The 16,026-nt window shown below is 59.2% G+C and carries 14 protein-coding genes; all 14 read right to left on the minus strand.

The window, feature by feature from the left end; all coding sequences use genetic code 11:
* Positions 1–119 precede the first annotated feature (119 nt).
* Positions 120–1,526, minus strand: a complete 1,407-nt coding sequence (gene lpdA / locus FCH38_RS15125) for a dihydrolipoyl dehydrogenase (RefSeq protein WP_153515534.1) — start codon at positions 1,524–1,526, stop codon at positions 120–122.
* Between the two features lie 67 nt (positions 1,527–1,593).
* On the minus strand, positions 1,594–2,238 hold the full coding sequence (locus FCH38_RS15130; RefSeq protein WP_149900530.1) for a LysE family translocator: 645 nt from the start codon (positions 2,236–2,238) through the stop codon (positions 1,594–1,596).
* A gap of 13 nt (positions 2,239–2,251) precedes the next feature.
* Positions 2,252–2,665 (minus strand): MAPEG family protein, encoded by a 414-nt coding sequence (locus FCH38_RS15135; protein WP_174374252.1) that lies wholly within the window; start codon positions 2,663–2,665, stop codon positions 2,252–2,254.
* 69 nt (positions 2,666–2,734) lie between these two features.
* On the minus strand, positions 2,735–3,958 hold the full coding sequence (gene odhB, locus FCH38_RS15140) for a 2-oxoglutarate dehydrogenase complex dihydrolipoyllysine-residue succinyltransferase (protein WP_174374253.1): 1,224 nt from the start codon (positions 3,956–3,958) through the stop codon (positions 2,735–2,737).
* Positions 3,959–4,011: 53 nt separating this feature from the next.
* Entirely contained in the window at positions 4,012–7,008 is a 2,997-nt protein-coding gene (locus FCH38_RS15145) for a 2-oxoglutarate dehydrogenase E1 component (RefSeq protein WP_149900527.1), read from the minus strand.
* Between the two features lie 179 nt (positions 7,009–7,187).
* On the minus strand, positions 7,188–8,090 hold the full coding sequence (gene sucD / locus FCH38_RS15150) for a succinate--CoA ligase subunit alpha (RefSeq protein WP_006310787.1): 903 nt from the start codon (positions 8,088–8,090) through the stop codon (positions 7,188–7,190).
* 17 nt (positions 8,091–8,107) lie between these two features.
* Positions 8,108–9,301, minus strand: coding sequence for an ADP-forming succinate--CoA ligase subunit beta (gene sucC / locus FCH38_RS15155; RefSeq protein ID WP_174374254.1), 1,194 nt, complete (start codon positions 9,299–9,301; stop codon positions 8,108–8,110).
* Between the two features lie 30 nt (positions 9,302–9,331).
* On the minus strand, positions 9,332–10,297 hold the full coding sequence (gene mdh / locus FCH38_RS15160) for a malate dehydrogenase (RefSeq protein WP_149900524.1): 966 nt from the start codon (positions 10,295–10,297) through the stop codon (positions 9,332–9,334).
* Positions 10,298–10,475: 178 nt separating this feature from the next.
* Positions 10,476–11,639: a cell division protein ZapE gene (gene zapE, locus FCH38_RS15165; protein ID WP_174374255.1), complete on the minus strand. Its 1,164-nt coding sequence runs from the start codon at positions 11,637–11,639 to the stop codon at positions 10,476–10,478.
* A gap of 92 nt (positions 11,640–11,731) precedes the next feature.
* Positions 11,732–12,274 carry a protease inhibitor Inh/omp19 family protein gene (locus FCH38_RS15170; RefSeq protein WP_149900522.1) on the minus strand — a complete coding sequence of 181 codons (543 nt, stop codon included), beginning with the start codon at positions 12,272–12,274 and terminating at the stop codon, positions 11,732–11,734.
* A 205-nt stretch (positions 12,275–12,479) separates the two neighbouring features.
* On the minus strand, positions 12,480–13,259 hold the full coding sequence (locus FCH38_RS15175) for a succinate dehydrogenase iron-sulfur subunit (protein WP_174374256.1): 780 nt from the start codon (positions 13,257–13,259) through the stop codon (positions 12,480–12,482).
* A 15-nt stretch (positions 13,260–13,274) separates the two neighbouring features.
* The gene (gene sdhA / locus FCH38_RS15180; RefSeq protein ID WP_153515526.1) at positions 13,275–15,116 is read right to left on the minus strand and encodes a succinate dehydrogenase flavoprotein subunit; all 1,842 of its coding nucleotides are present in this window, start codon (positions 15,114–15,116) and stop codon (positions 13,275–13,277) included.
* Positions 15,117–15,123: 7 nt separating this feature from the next.
* A complete protein-coding gene (gene sdhD / locus FCH38_RS15185; protein WP_149900519.1) occupies positions 15,124–15,504 on the minus strand; it encodes a succinate dehydrogenase, hydrophobic membrane anchor protein in 381 nt (126 codons plus the stop codon).
* Positions 15,505–15,517: 13 nt separating this feature from the next.
* The gene (sdhC, locus tag FCH38_RS15190) at positions 15,518–15,910 is read right to left on the minus strand and encodes a succinate dehydrogenase, cytochrome b556 subunit (RefSeq protein WP_149900518.1); all 393 of its coding nucleotides are present in this window, start codon (positions 15,908–15,910) and stop codon (positions 15,518–15,520) included.
* Between the last annotated feature and the right edge of the window lie 116 nt (positions 15,911–16,026).

Consider the following 16,026-nt stretch of genomic DNA (forward strand, 5'->3'; position numbering starts at 1 on the left):
TTTTATCAAAAGGTTAGATCGGCTATGGCGCGAGTATGAAAAACCCCGGCCTGCATGGCAAGCCGGGGGTCGACAGATGACTGAAATTTAATATTTCGAGCGACGGGCTTAAACGCCGATCACATGTGGATCGGCTTGAAGAAGGTCGCGAGCGCTGCTTCCTTCACGGCTTCCGACATGGTCGGGTGCGCGTGGCAGGTGCGGCCGAGATCTTCCGAAGAACCGCCAAATTCCATCAGCACAGTGATCTCGTGGATCATTTCGCCAGCGCCGAAACCGACGATATGGCCGCCGAGAACCCGGTCGGTTTCCTTGTCGGCGAGGATCTTCACGAAACCATCCGTCACCTGCATGGCGCGAGCGCGGCCATTGGCGGTGAAGGGGAACTTACCGACCTTGTAGGCGATGCCAGCGGCCTTCAGTTCTTCCTCGGTCTTGCCGACGGACGCGATTTCCGGCTGCGTGTAAACCACGGCCGGGATGACATCATAGTTCACATGGCCGCGCTGGCCAGCGAGAATTTCCGCAAGCGCAACGCCCTCGTCTTCCGCCTTGTGCGCCAGCATCGGACCCTTCACGACGTCGCCGATCGCATAGATGCCCTCGACATTGGTCTTGTAATGGCCGTCGATTTCGACGCGGCCGCGGCTGTCGAGCACAACACCGGCTTCGGCAAGGCCGAGGCCTTCGGTGTAGGGCTTGCGGCCGGTCGAGATCAGCACAACGTTTGCTTCCAGCGTCTCGGCAGCACCGCCCTTCACCGGCTCAAACACCACCTTCGCGCCGGCGGCGGTCTTTTCAACACCCGTCACCTTGGCGCCGAGCTTGAAATCGAGGCCCTGCTTGGCGAGCAGACGCTGAGCCTGCTTGGAAACTTCGCTGTCCATGCCGCCGAGAATATTGTCGAGATATTCGACAACGGTAACCTTCGCGCCAAGACGCGACCAGACCGAACCAAGCTCGAGGCCGATCACGCCGCCGCCGACAACGATCAGCTTTTCCGGAACCTTGGAAAGAGCGATCGCACCGGTGGAGGAGACTATGACGCTTTCATCGATATCGACCTGAACGCCCGGAATGCCGGCAACATCGGAACCGGTGGCGATGACGATGTTCTTCGCCTCGATCTCCTGCGTCTCACCCTTGTCGTTGGTGACGGAAACCTTGCCGGCGGAAACCACCTTGCCGGCACCCTGGAAGGCATCAATCTTGTTCTTCTTGAACAGGAAGGCAACGCCATCGACATTGGCCTTCACCACGCCGTCCTTGTGACCCATCATCTTTTCAAGGTTAAGCTTCGGAGCAGCGACTTCGATACCCAGCGTATCAACGCCATGGGCAACATGCGCGAAGGTTTCGGAAGCGTGCAGCAGCGCCTTTGACGGGATGCAGCCGACATTGAGGCAGGTGCCGCCATAGGTCGCGCGCTTTTCGATGACAGCGACCTTCAGGCCGAGCTGTGCCGCCTTGACCGCGCAAACATAACCGCCGGGGCCTGTGCCGATTACAACTACATCATATGCCATGTTCGTTTTCCTGATTGATGTCGGGCAAGATACCGGATCATTGCCCTGCTTGCGTTTGACCTGAAACTCAGGCCGCTTTTTCCGTTGCGAGTTTTATACCGAGTGCAATGAAGACCACGCCGCTGGTGCGGTCGATCCATTGGCTGGCGCGCTGAAATGCAGCGCGCATGCGCGGCGTCGTCATGAACAGGCTGACGCCGACGAACCACAGGATAAGACAGCTCGCCATGACGAGACCATATCCGAATTTGATGGCGACCGGCGTATGGGCATGAACCACCGTCGAAAAGATCGACAGGAAGAAAAACACCGGCTTGGGATTGAGCGCATTGGCGGCGAAACCGAGCGTAAAGGCCTTCAGGGCCGTCTGGCTGCTTTTGACCTGAACACCACCCTCGCCTTCAGCCGACGGCAATTCCGTCTTGCCAGCGCGCAGCGCCTTGATGCCGATATAGATCAGATAGGCGACACCCAGCCACTTGACGATGTTGAAGAGATAGATCGACTGGGAAATGATGAGACCAAGTCCGAGGATCGTATAGGTGACGTGGAACATCAGCGACGTTCCCACCCCGAAGCTGGTGATGATGGCCTGCCTGCGCCCATGCACCATGGCCTGGCGCATCACCATCGCGAGATCGGCGCCGGGGGAGACGATCGCGAAAAAGAAGATCGCCATCAGGGATGCAAGCTCGATTAAATACTGATGCATCTGAAACAAGCCTCTAGAACATCAACACGAAAAGCATCAGCAGCAGGCCGAGCAGGGAGCCGAGCCAGAGCAATGAGCGGATATAAGGCACGCCGGCCAGATAAAGCGGTATGTAAATCACTCGGCAGATCAGCCATATCCACGCGCCGGTCAGTGCCAGTCCGGACGGATCGCCGGCCATGATGACGCCGAAGGCGAGTGCTATGAAAGCGGGATAGGTTTCCCGGAAATTTTCAGACGCGCGCGCTGCACGGCCGGCAAGCCTGCCTTCCGGTTTCTTCTCCGCATCCCGTGGGCCGGCATTCCAGTCCAGCCCCAGTTCCCGCGTCGCCGTCATGGCTTGCAGCACGATATGCACCACAAGCAGCAGGACGCTGAGACCGATCAGCGGTAAAAAGGGTGAAGCGGCAAGAAATGTCGGCTGCACTTTCGCTCTCCTGATGCAATTTCAGCGGGACCTCAGTTGAAATCCCGCTGAAAGGAAAAGCAAGACCGATTAAAGATCGAGAACCAGACGTTCCGGATCTTCGAGGCTTTCCTTGACGCGAACGAGGAAGGTCACGGCTTCCTTGCCGTCAACGATGCGGTGATCGTAGGAGAGCGCCAGATACATCATCGGACGGATGACGACCTGACCGCCGATGGCGACCGGACGCTCTTGGATCTTGTGCATGCCGAGAATGCCCGACTGCGGTGCGTTGAGGATCGGCGAAGACATCAGCGAGCCGTAAACGCCACCATTGGTGATGGTGAAGGTGCCGCCCTGCATGTCGGCCATGCCAAGCGAACCGTCACGGGCAGCCTTGGCGAGGCGGCCGAGTTCTTTTTCGACGCCAGCGATGGACAGCTGGTCGGCATCGCGGATAACGGGAACGACGAGACCCTTGTCGGTGCCGACAGCCATGCCGACGTGACAATAGTTCTTGTAGATGATGTCCGTGCCGTCGATTTCAGCGTTAACGGCCGGCAGTTCCTTCAGCGCGTGGGTCACGGCCTTGGTGAAGAAGCCCATGAAGCCGAGCTTGACGCCATGCTTCTTCTCGAACACGTCCTTGTAACGGTTACGCAGGTCCATAACCGCGCTCATGTCCACCTCGTTATAGGTGGTGAGCATGGCGGCGGTATTCTGCGCATCCTTCAGGCGACGGGCAATCGTCTGACGCAGACGCGTCATCTTCACGCGCTCTTCGCGAACCTGATCCTGCTCGGCAGACACCGGACGGGGAGCAGCAACCGGAGCCGGAGCGGCGGCAGGTGCCGAAACACCCTTGGCAACGGCGGCGAGAACGTCGCCCTTCAGAACTTGGCCACGCTTGCCGGAACCATCCACCTGGTCGGCAGACAGGTTGTTTTCAGCAAGCAGCTTGCCCGCGGCAGGTGCCGGCGGCATGGCGCTGGCGGCAGGAGCAGCGGCTGCGACTGTTGCCGGTGCGGCTGCTGCAGCAGCTTTCGCAGCCGGTGCAGCGGTTGCAGCGCCGGCGGCACCTTCGGCGATCTGGCCGAGAAGCGCGTCGAGACCGACGGTTTCGCCATTCTGCGCAACGATTTCGGTCAGCACGCCGGAGGCGGGCGCCGGGACTTCGACGGTAACCTTGTCGGTTTCCAGTTCAACGAGCGGTTCGTCGGCCTTGACGGTATCGCCGACCTTCTTGAACCAGGTGCCGACGGTCGCTTCGCTGACGGATTCGCCGAGGGTAGGTACGCGGATTTCAGTGGCCATGATCTAGTTCCGTTATTCGGGTGTCTTTTATACGGGGCGATGCGGGAGAGTTCTCACTCTCCCAGCGCGTCTTCCAGGAACGCAGCAAGCTGCGCCAGATGCTTGGACATCAGGCCGGTCGCCGGAGAGGCGGCAGCCGGACGGCCCGTGTAACGGACCTTCTGGTACTTGGCGTCGATATGCGCCAGCACCCATTCCAGGTAAGGATCGATGAACGACCACGAACCCATGTTCTTCGGCTCTTCCTGGCACCAGACCATCTCCGCGTGGCGGAAACGGGAAAGCTCGTTGATGAGCGCCTTGGCCGGGAACGGATAGAGCTGTTCGACGCGCAGCAGATAGATGTCGTCGATGCCGCGCTTTTCACGCTCCTCCAGCAGGTCGTAATAAACCTTGCCGGAACACATGACCACACGACGGATCTTCGCGTCCTTCTGTAGCTTGATCGGGCCGTCCTTGATGACTTCGGCATCGTCCCACAGGAGACGGTGGAAGGAGGACTCGCCGGCCAGCTCCGCCAGCGACGAGGTGGCACGCTTGTGACGCAGCAAGGACTTCGGCGTCATCAGGATCAGCGGCTTGCGGAAGTCGCGTCTCATCTGACGGCGCAGGATGTGGAAGTAGTTAGCCGGCGTCGTGACGTTGGCAACCTGCATGTTGTCTTCGGCGCACATCTGCAACCAGCGTTCCAAACGGGCGGAGGAATGTTCCGGACCCTGACCTTCATAACCATGCGGCAGAAGGCAAACGAGACCGGACATGCGCAGCCACTTGCGTTCACCCGACGAGATGAACTGGTCGAACACAACCTGTGCGCCGTTGGCGAAGTCGCCGAACTGGGCTTCCCAGAGCGTCAGCGCATTCGGGCGGGCCAGCGAGTAGCCATATTCGAAGCCGAGAACTGCTTCTTCCGAAAGCATCGAGTTGATGACTTCGTAACGGGCCTGCGTCGGGGCGAGATTGGCGAGCGGAATGTAACGCTCTTCGGTCTCCTGATCGTAGAGAACCGAGTGGCGCTGCGAGAAGGTGCCGCGTTCGCAATCCTGACCGGAAAGACGGATCTTGTGGCCATCGACGACAAGCGAACCGAAAGCCAGCGCTTCCGCCATCGCCCAGTCGATGCCCTCACCCGTCTCGATCATCTGTGAGCGGTTTTCCATGAAGCGCTGGATCGTGCGATGCGCGGTGAAGCCTTCCGGAATGGTCGACAGTTTCTTGCCGATTTCCTTCAGCTGCTTCATCGGCACGCCGGTCTTGCCACGACGCTGCTCATCGGCATTGTCGGCGGCGCGCAGGCCGGACCACTGACCATCCAGCCAGTCGGCCTTGTTCGGCTTGTAGGACTGACCTGCCTCGAATTCCTGCTCGAGATGGGCGCGCCAATCGGCCTTGACCTTCTCGAAATCACCTTCGGTGATCAGACCTTCCGCGATCAGGCGGTCGGCATAGATGCGGGCAACAGTCTTGTGGCCACGGATGACCTTGTACATCTTCGGCTGCGTGAACGCCGGCTCATCGCCTTCGTTGTGGCCGAAGCGGCGGTAACAGAACATGTCGATGACGACAGGTTTGTGGAACTTCATGCGGTATTCGGTCGCAACCTTCGCCGCATAGACAACCGCTTCCGGATCGTCACCATTGACGTGGAAGATCGGCGCTTCGATCATCTTGGCGACATCAGACGGATAGGGCGACGAGCGCGAGAAGGCCGGATTGGTGGTGAAGCCGATCTGGTTGTTGATGATGAAATGCATCGTGCCGGCAACGCGGTGACCGCGCAGGCCGGACAGGCCGAGAATTTCAGCAACAACGCCCTGACCCGCAAAAGCAGCATCGCCATGCAGAAGCAGCGGCAGCACCTTGGCGCGTTCAGACAGCGGAATGATGTCACCGTCCCACTGCTTGGCCAACTGGTCCTGCTTGGCACGGGCCTTACCCATGACAACAGGGTTGACGATTTCAAGGTGCGAGGGGTTGGCCGTCAGCGACAGGTGAACCTTGTTGCCGTCGAATTCGCGGTCGGAGGAGGCACCAAGATGGTACTTCACGTCACCAGAACCTTCGACGTCATCAGGCTTGAACGAACCGCCCTTGAACTCATGGAACACAGCGCGGTGCGGCTTGCCCATGACGTTGGTCAGAACGTTCAGACGACCACGGTGGGCCATGCCGAGAACGACTTCCTGAAGACCGTCCTGGCCGCCGCGCTTGATGATCTGCTCCAGCGCCGGGATCAGCGATTCACCGCCATCGAGGCCGAAACGCTTGGTACCCTTGAAACGCACGTCGAGGAACTGCTCGTAACCTTCAGCTTCGACCAGCTTGGAAAGAATGGCCTTCTTGCCCTCAGGCGTGAAGTCCACACCCTTGTCCGGGCCTTCGATACGCTCCTGAATCCAGCCCTTTTCCTCCGGGTTGGACATATGCATGAATTCGACGCCGAGCGTCGAGCAATAGGTGCGCTCGAGAATTTCGACCATTTCGCGCACGGTCGCATATTCGAGACCGAGCACGTTATCGATGAAAATCTTGCGGTCGTAATCGCTGTCTTCGAAGCCATAGGACTTCGGTGAGAGCTCATTGTAATCTTCAACGGCGCTGGCGATGCCGAGCGGATCGAGCTTTGCGTGCAGGTGGCCGCGCATACGGTAAGCGCGGATCATCATGATGGCGCGAACGCTGTCACGGGTCGCCTGCAGCACTTCCGCTTCACTGACCGGCTTACCGGTAGCGGCGCTCTTCGTATCGGCTTTCGCCTGAACCTTTTTCTCGATGGCCTTCTCGACCGTGGCCCAGTTGCCGTCAAGTGCGGAAACCAGTTCGCCATTCGCCGGGATCGGCCAGTTGGCCCGCTTCCAGGAGGCGCCCTTGGCTGCCTTCTTCACGTCTTCCGGATTATCGGACAACGCCTTGAAGAAGCTCTGCCACTCCGGCGACACGGAAGAGGGATCCTCTTCGTACCGGGCATAGAGCTGCTCGATATAGGCTGCATTCGCGCCGTCCAGAAACGACGTGATCTGAAACTGCTCGTTCGCTTCTTGCCTTGCCATTTTCGTTCCTGCGGACTTGTCCGTCCGCCTCCTCGATGCCGTTAGGGCCGTTTCACCGGCCTGCCGCTTTGATTATTGCTGTCTGCCGCCGGGGCGGTATGCCGTTCTGTCTATCGTCTTTGCGGCATCGGGCAGCGCAGCGTTGAAGCCGCACCGCCCGTTACCGGTCTCATGTGGTCTCAGCCCTTGAGGACTTCAACCAGCGTCTTGCCGAGGCGCGCCGGGGAAGGCGATACCTTGATGCCGGCTGCTTCCATGGCAGCGATCTTGGACTCTGCATCGCCCTTGCCGCCGGAAACGACAGCGCCGGCGTGGCCCATGGTGCGGCCCTTCGGAGCCGTACGGCCCGCGATGAAGCCAGCCATCGGCTTCTTGCGGCCCTTCTTGGCTTCGTCGATCAGGAACTGCGCCGCATCTTCTTCAGCTGAACCGCCGATTTCGCCGATCATGATGATCGACTGCGTGGCGTCGTCAGCGAGGAACATTTCCAGGATGTCGATGAACTCGGTGCCCTTGACCGGGTCGCCGCCGATGCCGACAGCCGTCGTCTGGCCGAGGCCTTCGTTGGATGTCTGGAACACGGCTTCATAGGTCAGCGTGCCGGAGCGCGAGACGATACCGACCGAACCCTTGCGGAAGATGGAGCCCGGCATGATGCCGATCTTGCATTCTTCCGGCGTCATGATGCCGGGGCAGTTCGGGCCGAGCAGGCGCGACTTCGAACGGTCGAGGCGGGCCTTGACGCGCACCATGTCCATCACCGGAATACCTTCGGTGATGCAGGTGATGAACGGGATTTCCGCTTCGATGGCTTCGATGATGGCGTCAGCGGCACCTGCCGGCGGAACGTAGATCACGGATGCGTCTGCACCGGTCTTTTCCTTGGCTTCGGCAACCGTTGCGAAGATCGGCAGGCTTTCGCCCTTGGAACCGGTCCAGGTTTCGCCACCCTTCTTGGGGTGAATACCGCCGACCATCTGCGTACCGTAATAGGCAAGCGCCTGTTCGGTGTGGAAGGTGCCGGTCTTGCCGGTCAGACCCTGAACGAGGATCTTCGTGTCTTTATTAACGAGAATAGACATTATTTCCGGTCCCTCAATTAGCCGTTGATCGCCGCGACGATCTTCTTGGCTGCGTCGTCCAGGTCGTCAGCAGCCGTAATCGCAAGGCCCGATTCGTTCAGAAGCTTCTTGCCAAGTTCAACGTTGGTGCCTTCGAGGCGAACAACGAGCGGAACCTGCAGACCGACTTCCTTCACCGCGGCAATCACGCCTTCGGCGATGACGTCGCACTTCATGATGCCGCCGAAGATGTTGACGAGGATACCCTCGACCTTCGGGTCGGCCGTGATGATCTTGAAAGCTGCCGCAACCTTCTCCTTGCCGGCGCCACCGCCGACGTCGCAGAAGTTAGCCGGCTCTTTGCCGTACAGCTTGATGATGTCCATCGTCGCCATGGCAAGACCAGCACCATTGACCATGCAGCCGATGTTGCCGTCGAGCGCCACGTAAGCGAGGTCCCACTTGGAAGCTTCGATTTCCTTGGCGTCTTCTTCGGTTTCGTCGCGCAGCGCCTTGATGTCGTCATGGCGGAACAGCGCATTGCCGTCGAAGGACATCTTGGCGTCGAGAACGCGCAGATGGCCATTTTCCATGACGATCAGCGGGTTGATCTCAAGGAGGGCCATGTCCTTCTCGTTGAAGGCCTTGTAGAGGATCGGGAACAGCGCCTTGGCGTCTTCCGCAGCGGCACCGTCAAGCTCGAGAGCCTTGGAGATCGCAGCAATGTCGGCATCGCTCACACCCTTTTCCGGGTTGATGGCGATGGTGTGGATCTTTTCGGGCGTGTCGTGGGCGACAGCTTCGATATCCATGCCGCCTTCGGTGGAGACCACGAAAGCAACCTGGCCGACCGAACGATCAACCAGCAGCGAGCAATAGAGTTCGCGGGCAATGTCAGCGCCATCTTCGATGTAGAGGCGGTTAACCTGCTTGCCGGCATCGCCCGTCTGGGCCGTTACCAGCGTGTTGCCGAGCATGTCGCGCGAATGGGAAACGACTTCTTCGATCGACTTCGCCAGACGAACGCCGCCCTTGGCGTCGGGGCCGAGTTCCCTAAACTTGCCCTTGCCGCGGCCACCAGCATGGATCTGGCTCTTGACGACGTAGAGCGGGCCGGGAAGCTGCTTTGCAGCAGCTTCGGCTTCTTCGACCTTGAGGATGGCAACGCCTTCAGCAACCGGCGCACCGTAGCCCTTCAGAAGAGCCTTGGCCTGATATTCGTGAATATTCATGGAATAATCCCTGTTTGGAGCCGCTTGAAGTTATGACTTCAGCGACGGAGCGATGTTGATGCAGGCTTCGCAAAGACCAGCGACAGCGCCGACGGACTTCTGGAAAGCTGCTTCTTCTTCCTTGTTCAGTTCGATCTCGATGATGCGCTCGATACCGCCGGCACCGATGATGGTGGGCACGCCGACATACATATCGTCAACGCCATACTGGCCCGAGAGGTGGGCAGCGGCTGGCAGAACGCGCTTCTTGTCCTTGAGGTAGGATTCAGCCATTTCGATTGCCGAAGCAGCCGGTGCATAATAGGCCGAGCCGGTCTTCAGCAGGCCGACGATTTCCGCACCGCCGTCGCGGGTGCGCTGAATGATCTGCTCAAGGCGCTCGGCGGTCAGCCAGCCCATCTTGACGAGATCGGTCAGCGGAACGCCGCCAACGGTGGAGTAACGGGCGAGCGGCACCATCGTATCGCCGTGGCCGCCAAGAACGAAAGCCGTGACGTCCTGAACCGAAACGTTGAATTCTTCAGCTAGGAACAGGCGGAAACGCGCGCTGTCGAGAACGCCGGCCATGCCAACGACCTTGTTCTTCGGCAGGCCGGAGAACTTCTGCAGCGCCCAGACCATGGCGTCGAGCGGGTTGGTGATGCAGATGACGAAAGCGTTCGGGGCATATTTCTTGATGCCGGCGCCGACCTGTTCCATGACCTTGAGGTTGATGCCGAGAAGATCGTCGCGGCTCATGCCGGGCTTGCGGGCAACGCCAGCGGTGACGATGCAGACGTCTGCGCCTTCGATGGCGGCATAATCGGAAGCGCCGGTAAGCTTCGCATTGAAACCTTCAACCGGGCCGGACTGGGCAATATCCAGACCCTTGCCCTGCGGAATGCCGTCGGCGATGTCGAAGAGGACGATATCGCCCAGTTCCTTCAGGCTGGCGAGGTGTGCCAGCGTGCCGCCGATCATGCCAGAACCAATAAGTGCAATTTTTTTGCGAGCCATCGAATGCTTCCTCTTGAGCTTCAATTCAATTTCACCGCGCCAAACCGGCAGCCAAATTGTCGCACTTCGATTAGCCCCATTGGCCAAAATTGGCAACAGATTCTTTTGTGATGAATATTTTCAATCGTTTAGATCATTATTTTCTTACGTAAACGTAAGAAAATGCGTCACGAAAGTGTCAAACTTTCCGCCGCTTTTCATGGTGAAGCACGAGATAATCAGCGCTGCGCATCTCAAACAGCCGCGAGGCCGTGCGATCGAACTCAAAACCTTCGGTGCCCTTGCGCTTGCCGAGCAAATCCTCCGGCATAGCCGCGGCGGAGGCGAAAAGCCTGACGCTGTGGTCGTAAAGCGCATCGATGAGGATGATGAAACGTTTGGTCTCGTTCCGCTTGTCCGCGTTGAGGAACGGGATATGATCGATGAAGACCGTATCGAACCGATTGGCGATGGCGAGGAAGTCGGAAGCCCCGAGCGGCTTTTCGCAAAGGTCGGAAAACGAGAAACGGGCGACCCGACCGCTGGCACGCGGCACCAGAATGGAGCGGCCCTTCATTGGTATTTCCGTCGGCGCAACAAGATGACCGGCAGTCATGTGCCGCCAAGCCATATCCATTGCCTGATCCGCCGTACCATCAAGCGGCGTGACATAGACCGGCAGGCTTTCCAGCTTTTCCATCCGGTAATCAGTCGGGCTGTCCAGCGTCACCACATCCACATACTTTTTAAGCAAATCGACGAAGGGCAGGAACAGACCGCGATTAAGGCCGTCCTTATAGAGATTATCGGGCACGACGTTGGAGGTTGTCACCAAAGTGCAGCCATTGGCAAACAGCTCGCTGAACAGCCGGGCTAGGATCATCGCATCGGCGATATCCGTGACGGTAAACTCATCGAAGCATAACAGCTCGGCTTCCGCCAGAAGCTGGGCCGCGACGGGCGGTATGGGATCGGCCTGTTTGGTTTCACCATTCTTCAGCTTCTGCCGATGTGCATGCACGCGATTATGCACGTCCGCCATGAATTCGTGAAAATGGCAACGCCGTTTGGAAGAAACGGGCGCCATCTCGTAGAACATATCCATCAGCATCGTCTTGCCGCGGCCGACGCTGCCATGGACATACAATCCCTTGACGAAAGTGGCTGGTCCCGCCTTGCGCGCGAACATCCAGCCGAGCGCGCTTTTTTTCCTGGCGGGCTTGCGCGCCTTCAGATCAGCGAGAATACGATCGAGATGCGTCGCCACACCAAGCTGAGCGGCATCGGCCTGCAAAGTGCCAGCTGCCGTCAATGCGTTGAGCTGTTCAACGACACTATGATTGTAATCAGGCAATGGCTTCATGAAAAAGCGCCCCTGTCGCGGACGCAGCAAAGCACCCGCGACGAATGGAATGGCTCAGAACGAGGAAAGCAATCCGGATGCACCGGAAATGCTCATCGGCTGAGGCTGAGCGGCTGGCCGCTATTGGTCGTGCCGTCAAAGCGCGCATCGGCGCTCTTGTAAACGCGGCCGATCGTGTCACCAGAACGGTTCTTAAAGAGAACCATCTTGCCGGACACTTCCCAGGAACCCATCGCCGTCAGCTCGCCGGAGCAGCCACGGGTGCCGCCACGCGAGCCGCTGCCGAGATTGGTGAGCGTCAGGAACATGTCGCAATTTGCGCCGCCATTGGAGATGCGCCAGTTGCCGACCATGGATTCCTTGGTGACGTCGAGCGCCGTCGCCGGCGGGGCTGCAGAAGCGACATTCACGCCGCCAGGCGCCGCGGATGCGGGTGCCGAAGGGAACTGGCTGCCCGAAGCGCCACCGGGTGGCGGCAGGGCACCGGACTGAACGGAGGGGACCGGCTGTGCCTGCAACGGCGGCGTATAACCGGGGTTATTGCTGCCGTTGTTGTTGTAATCGTAGGAGGTACGTTGGCAACCGGCAAGGCTCATCACAACCGCAAGGCCCGTCACCACATATCTGAACTGCATATCAAGCTCCCGATTCTCTCGCTTCCGGAAAGACCATGATCGAACAAGAAGGCTGAATTATTACTAAAGCCTTACCTTGCACAAGCGATGGCCGGGATAATTACCATTTCGGTCAATTTTTACCGAAATTTCCCAGACCCGGTTGTAAAAAGAGCCGCGGTGGAGACCGCGGCCCGGATAAATTGCCGTCACCAGCGAATCGCCCTTAGACGCGGCGTTCCACCATCATCTTCTTGATCTCCGCGATTGCCTTGGCCGGGTTCAGCCCCTTCGGGCAGGCCTGCGCGCAGTTCATGATGGTGTGGCAGCGATAAAGACGGAACGGATCTTCGAGATCGTCGAGACGCTCGCCCGTCGCCTCATCGCGGCTGTCGATCAGCCAGCGATAGGCCTGCAGCAGAACAGCGGGACCGAGGTAACGATCGCCATTCCACCAGTAGCTGGGACAGGAGGTGGAGCAGCAGGCGCACAGAATGCACTCATAAAGACCATCCAGCTTCAGCCGGTCTTCATGGCTCTGCTTCCATTCCTTGGCCGGCGCCGGCGAAACCGTCTTCAGCCATGGCTCGATGGAGCGGTGCTGGGCGTAGAAGTTCGACAGGTCAGGAACGAGATCCTTCACGACCGGCATGTGCGGCAGCGGATAGACCTTCACCGTGCCATTGATCTCTTCCATGCCTTTGGTGCAGGCGAGCGTATTGGTGCCGTCGATGTTCATGGCGCAGGAGCCACAGATGCCTTCACGGCAGGAACGGCGCAGCGTCAGCGTTGGGTCGATGTTGTTCTTGATGTAGAGAAGCGCATCGAGAACCATCGGCCCGCAATCGTCGACATCGATATAATAGGTATCGATGCGCGGGTTCTGGCCGTCATCCGGGTTCCAGCGATAAATGCGGTATTCGCGCACATTCTTGGCACTATCCGGCTTCGGCCAGACCTTGCCTTCGCTGATCTGGGAATTCTTGGGGAGAGCGAGTTCAACCATGTCCAGTTCCTCAAATCAGTAGACGCGCGCCTTCGGCTCGATCTTTTTGGGATCGATGCCGTCGGCAATCAGGTCGGTGTGAACCGGGCGGTAGTCGAGCTTGACGTCGCCTTCGGGGCTGAGCCAGGCAAGCGTATGCTTGCGCCAGTTCACATCGTCGCGACCGGCGAACGGGCCATCGACGAAATCCTCGCGGGCGTGCGAACCACGGCTTTCCTTGCGCGCTTCCGCGCCATAGACCGTGGTAATCGCATTGGCCATCAGATTGTGCAGCTCAAGCGTTTCGACCAGATCGGAGTTCCAGACCATCGAACGGTCGGTGACCTTGATATCAGGCAGTTCCTTCCAGATGGCGGACAGGCGCTGGCAACCGCTTTCCAGCGATTCCTGCGTGCGGAACACGGCCGCATCGTCCTGCATGGCGCGCTGCATCTTGTCGCGCAGCACCGCCGTCGGCGTCGAGCCATTGGCAAAACGCAGGCTGTCGAAGCGCTCCATGATCCGGTCGCAGGCCGCGATATCCAAAGCGGGAACAGCCGAGTCGCGATCGATGACCTGTGCGGCCCGGATGGCCGCAGCACGACCGAAGACCACGAGGTCGATCAGCGAGTTCGAGCCGAGACGGTTAGCACCGTGAACCGAGGCGCAACCGGCTTCGCCAACGGCCATCAGGCCGGGCGCGACGCGTTCCGGGTTTTCGGCATCGGCGTTCAGCACTTCACCCCAATAATTGGTCGGAATGCCGCCCATATTGTAGTGAACCGTCGGCAGGACCGGGATCGGCTCGCGCGTCACGTCGACGCCGGCGAAAATCTTGGCGCTTTCGGAAATGCCCGGAAGACGCTCATGCAGAATCGCCGGATCGAGGTGATCGAGATGCAGGAAGATGTGGTCCTTGTTCTTGCCGACGCCGCGGCCTTCACGGATTTCCATCGTCATGCAGCGCGACACCACGTCACGCGAGGCAAGATCTTTTGCCGAAGGCGCATAACGCTCCATGAAGCGCTCGCCTTCGGAGTTGACGAGATAACCGCCTTCGCCGCGTGCGCCTTCGGTAATCAGGCAGCCTGCGCCATAAATGCCGGTCGGGTGGAACTGTACGAATTCCATGTCCTGAAGCGGCAGGCCGGCTCGGGCAATCATGCCGCCGCCGTCGCCGGTGCAGGTGTGGGCCGAGGTTGCGGAGAAATAGGCGCGGCCGTAACCGCCGGTCGCCAGCACCACCATCTTGGCGGAGAAGCGATGGATCGTACCGTCATCGAGGTTCCACGCCACGACGCCGGTGCAACGGCCATCCGGTGCCATGATCAGGTCGAGCGCGAAATATTCGATGAAGAATTCAGCGTTGTGGCGCAGCGACTGGCCATAAAGCGTGTGCAGGATGGCGTGGCCGGTACGGTCGGCAGCGGCGCAGGTGCGCTGCACCGGCGGGCCTTCACCGTAATTCTGCATATGGCCGCCAAACGGGCGCTGGTAGATCTTGCCCTCGGCATTGCGCGAGAACGGCACGCCGTAATGCTCCAGCTCATAGACCGCCTTTGGCGCTTCCATGGCGAGATATTGCATCGCGTCGACGTCGCCGAGCCAGTCGGAACCCTTTACGGTGTCGTAAAGGTGCCACTGCCAACAGTCAGGCGTCATGTTGGTGAGCGAAGCGGCGATACCGCCCTGCGCCGCCACCGTGTGCGAGCGCGTCGGGAAAACCTTGGTGATGCAGGCGGTCTTGAAACCCTGTTCGGCCATGCCGAGCGTGGCGCGAAGACCCGCGCCGCCGGCGCCCACCACGATCACATCATAGGAGTGATCGACATAGGTGTAGGCCTTGCCATTCTGGGAAGGTGAACTGATCGATGCCATGGCGGACTTATCCTGCGAATGCGATTTTCAGAATGGCGAAGATGCAAAGACCGCCAATCAGAATCGCGAAAAACGTGTTGAGCATCAGAAGAACGAGCTTCAAAACCTCGGCGTGAATGTAGTCTTCGATGATGACCTGCATGCCGAGCTTCATGTGGACGAGGCCGGAAACCAGCACCAGAGCCATGATGACCGCGACGAGCGGGTTGGACAGCGCGGCTGCAACTTCCGGATAGGGCGCGCCGGCATATTTGATGAGGAAGACCACAAAGAAGATCAGCAGGGGAACGTTGGCGACCGCCGTCAGGCGCTGACGCCAGAAATGGTCGGTGCCTTCCTTGGCGGAGCCGAGGCCGCGAACCTTTCCGAGAGGTGTACGCATATCCATGACAGGCTTCTCCTTAGCGCACGATCAGGGCGATGACCCAGATGAGCGCGGTCAGACAGATCGACGCTACAAAGGTCGCCTTGGCGAGTTTCGTGTTGAAGTTCTTCTCAAAGCCGTGCCCGAGATCCCACATGAAATGGCGAAGGCCGCCGAGCATGTGGTGAACGAGAGCCCAAGTATAGCCGATCAGAATAATCTTGCCGATGATCGTACCCATCGCCCAGCTGACCCAGTCGTAATAGGCCGGGCCGGAAGCAAGCGCGATAAGCCACCAGGCGACCAGCAGCGTTCCGAAATAAAGGGCGGAACCCGTGATGCGGTGCACGATGGACGCGACCATCGTCGGAATCGGCTTGTAAATTTGAAGATGCGGCGACAAAGGCCGGTTATTTGTCAAATTCGCCATCAGAACCTCGCGGCGTTTTCCCGTGCGCCCATCAGACAGGACGCCCCCAAGCAACTGCACATGACGAAAGAATGTGCATTGCACCAACCGCGACGTTTAATCACATGGGGGCGTCA

It is taken from the genome of Agrobacterium tumefaciens (assembly GCF_013337285.1).
Classification (GTDB): Bacteria; Pseudomonadota; Alphaproteobacteria; order Rhizobiales; family Rhizobiaceae; genus Agrobacterium; species Agrobacterium burrii.

Bases quoted from the DNA above. Each gene is read 5' to 3' on its own strand.
- lpdA (WP_153515534.1), bottom strand. From the start codon at position 1,526: ATGGCATATGATGTAGTTGTAATCGGCACAGGCCCCGGCGGTTATGTT.
- FCH38_RS15130 (WP_149900530.1), bottom strand. From the start codon at position 2,238: ATGCATCAGTATTTAATCGAGCTTGCATCCCTGATGGCGATCTTCTTT.
- odhB (WP_174374253.1), bottom strand. From the start codon at position 3,958: ATGGCCACTGAAATCCGCGTACCTACCCTCGGCGAATCCGTCAGCGAA.
- FCH38_RS15145 (WP_149900527.1), bottom strand. From the start codon at position 7,008: ATGGCAAGGCAAGAAGCGAACGAGCAGTTTCAGATCACGTCGTTTCTG.
- sucD (WP_006310787.1), bottom strand. From the start codon at position 8,090: ATGTCTATTCTCGTTAATAAAGACACGAAGATCCTCGTTCAGGGTCTG.
- sucC (WP_174374254.1), bottom strand. From the start codon at position 9,301: ATGAATATTCACGAATATCAGGCCAAGGCTCTTCTGAAGGGCTACGGT.
- mdh (WP_149900524.1), bottom strand. From the start codon at position 10,297: ATGGCTCGCAAAAAAATTGCACTTATTGGTTCTGGCATGATCGGCGGC.
- zapE (WP_174374255.1), bottom strand. From the start codon at position 11,639: ATGAAGCCATTGCCTGATTACAATCATAGTGTCGTTGAACAGCTCAAC.
- FCH38_RS15170 (WP_149900522.1), bottom strand. From the start codon at position 12,274: ATGCAGTTCAGATATGTGGTGACGGGCCTTGCGGTTGTGATGAGCCTT.
- FCH38_RS15175 (WP_174374256.1), bottom strand. From the start codon at position 13,259: ATGGTTGAACTCGCTCTCCCCAAGAATTCCCAGATCAGCGAAGGCAAG.
- sdhA (WP_153515526.1), bottom strand. From the start codon at position 15,116: ATGGCATCGATCAGTTCACCTTCCCAGAATGGCAAGGCCTACACCTAT.
- sdhD (WP_149900519.1), bottom strand. From the start codon at position 15,504: ATGGATATGCGTACACCTCTCGGAAAGGTTCGCGGCCTCGGCTCCGCC.
- sdhC (WP_149900518.1), bottom strand. From the start codon at position 15,910: ATGGCGAATTTGACAAATAACCGGCCTTTGTCGCCGCATCTTCAAATT.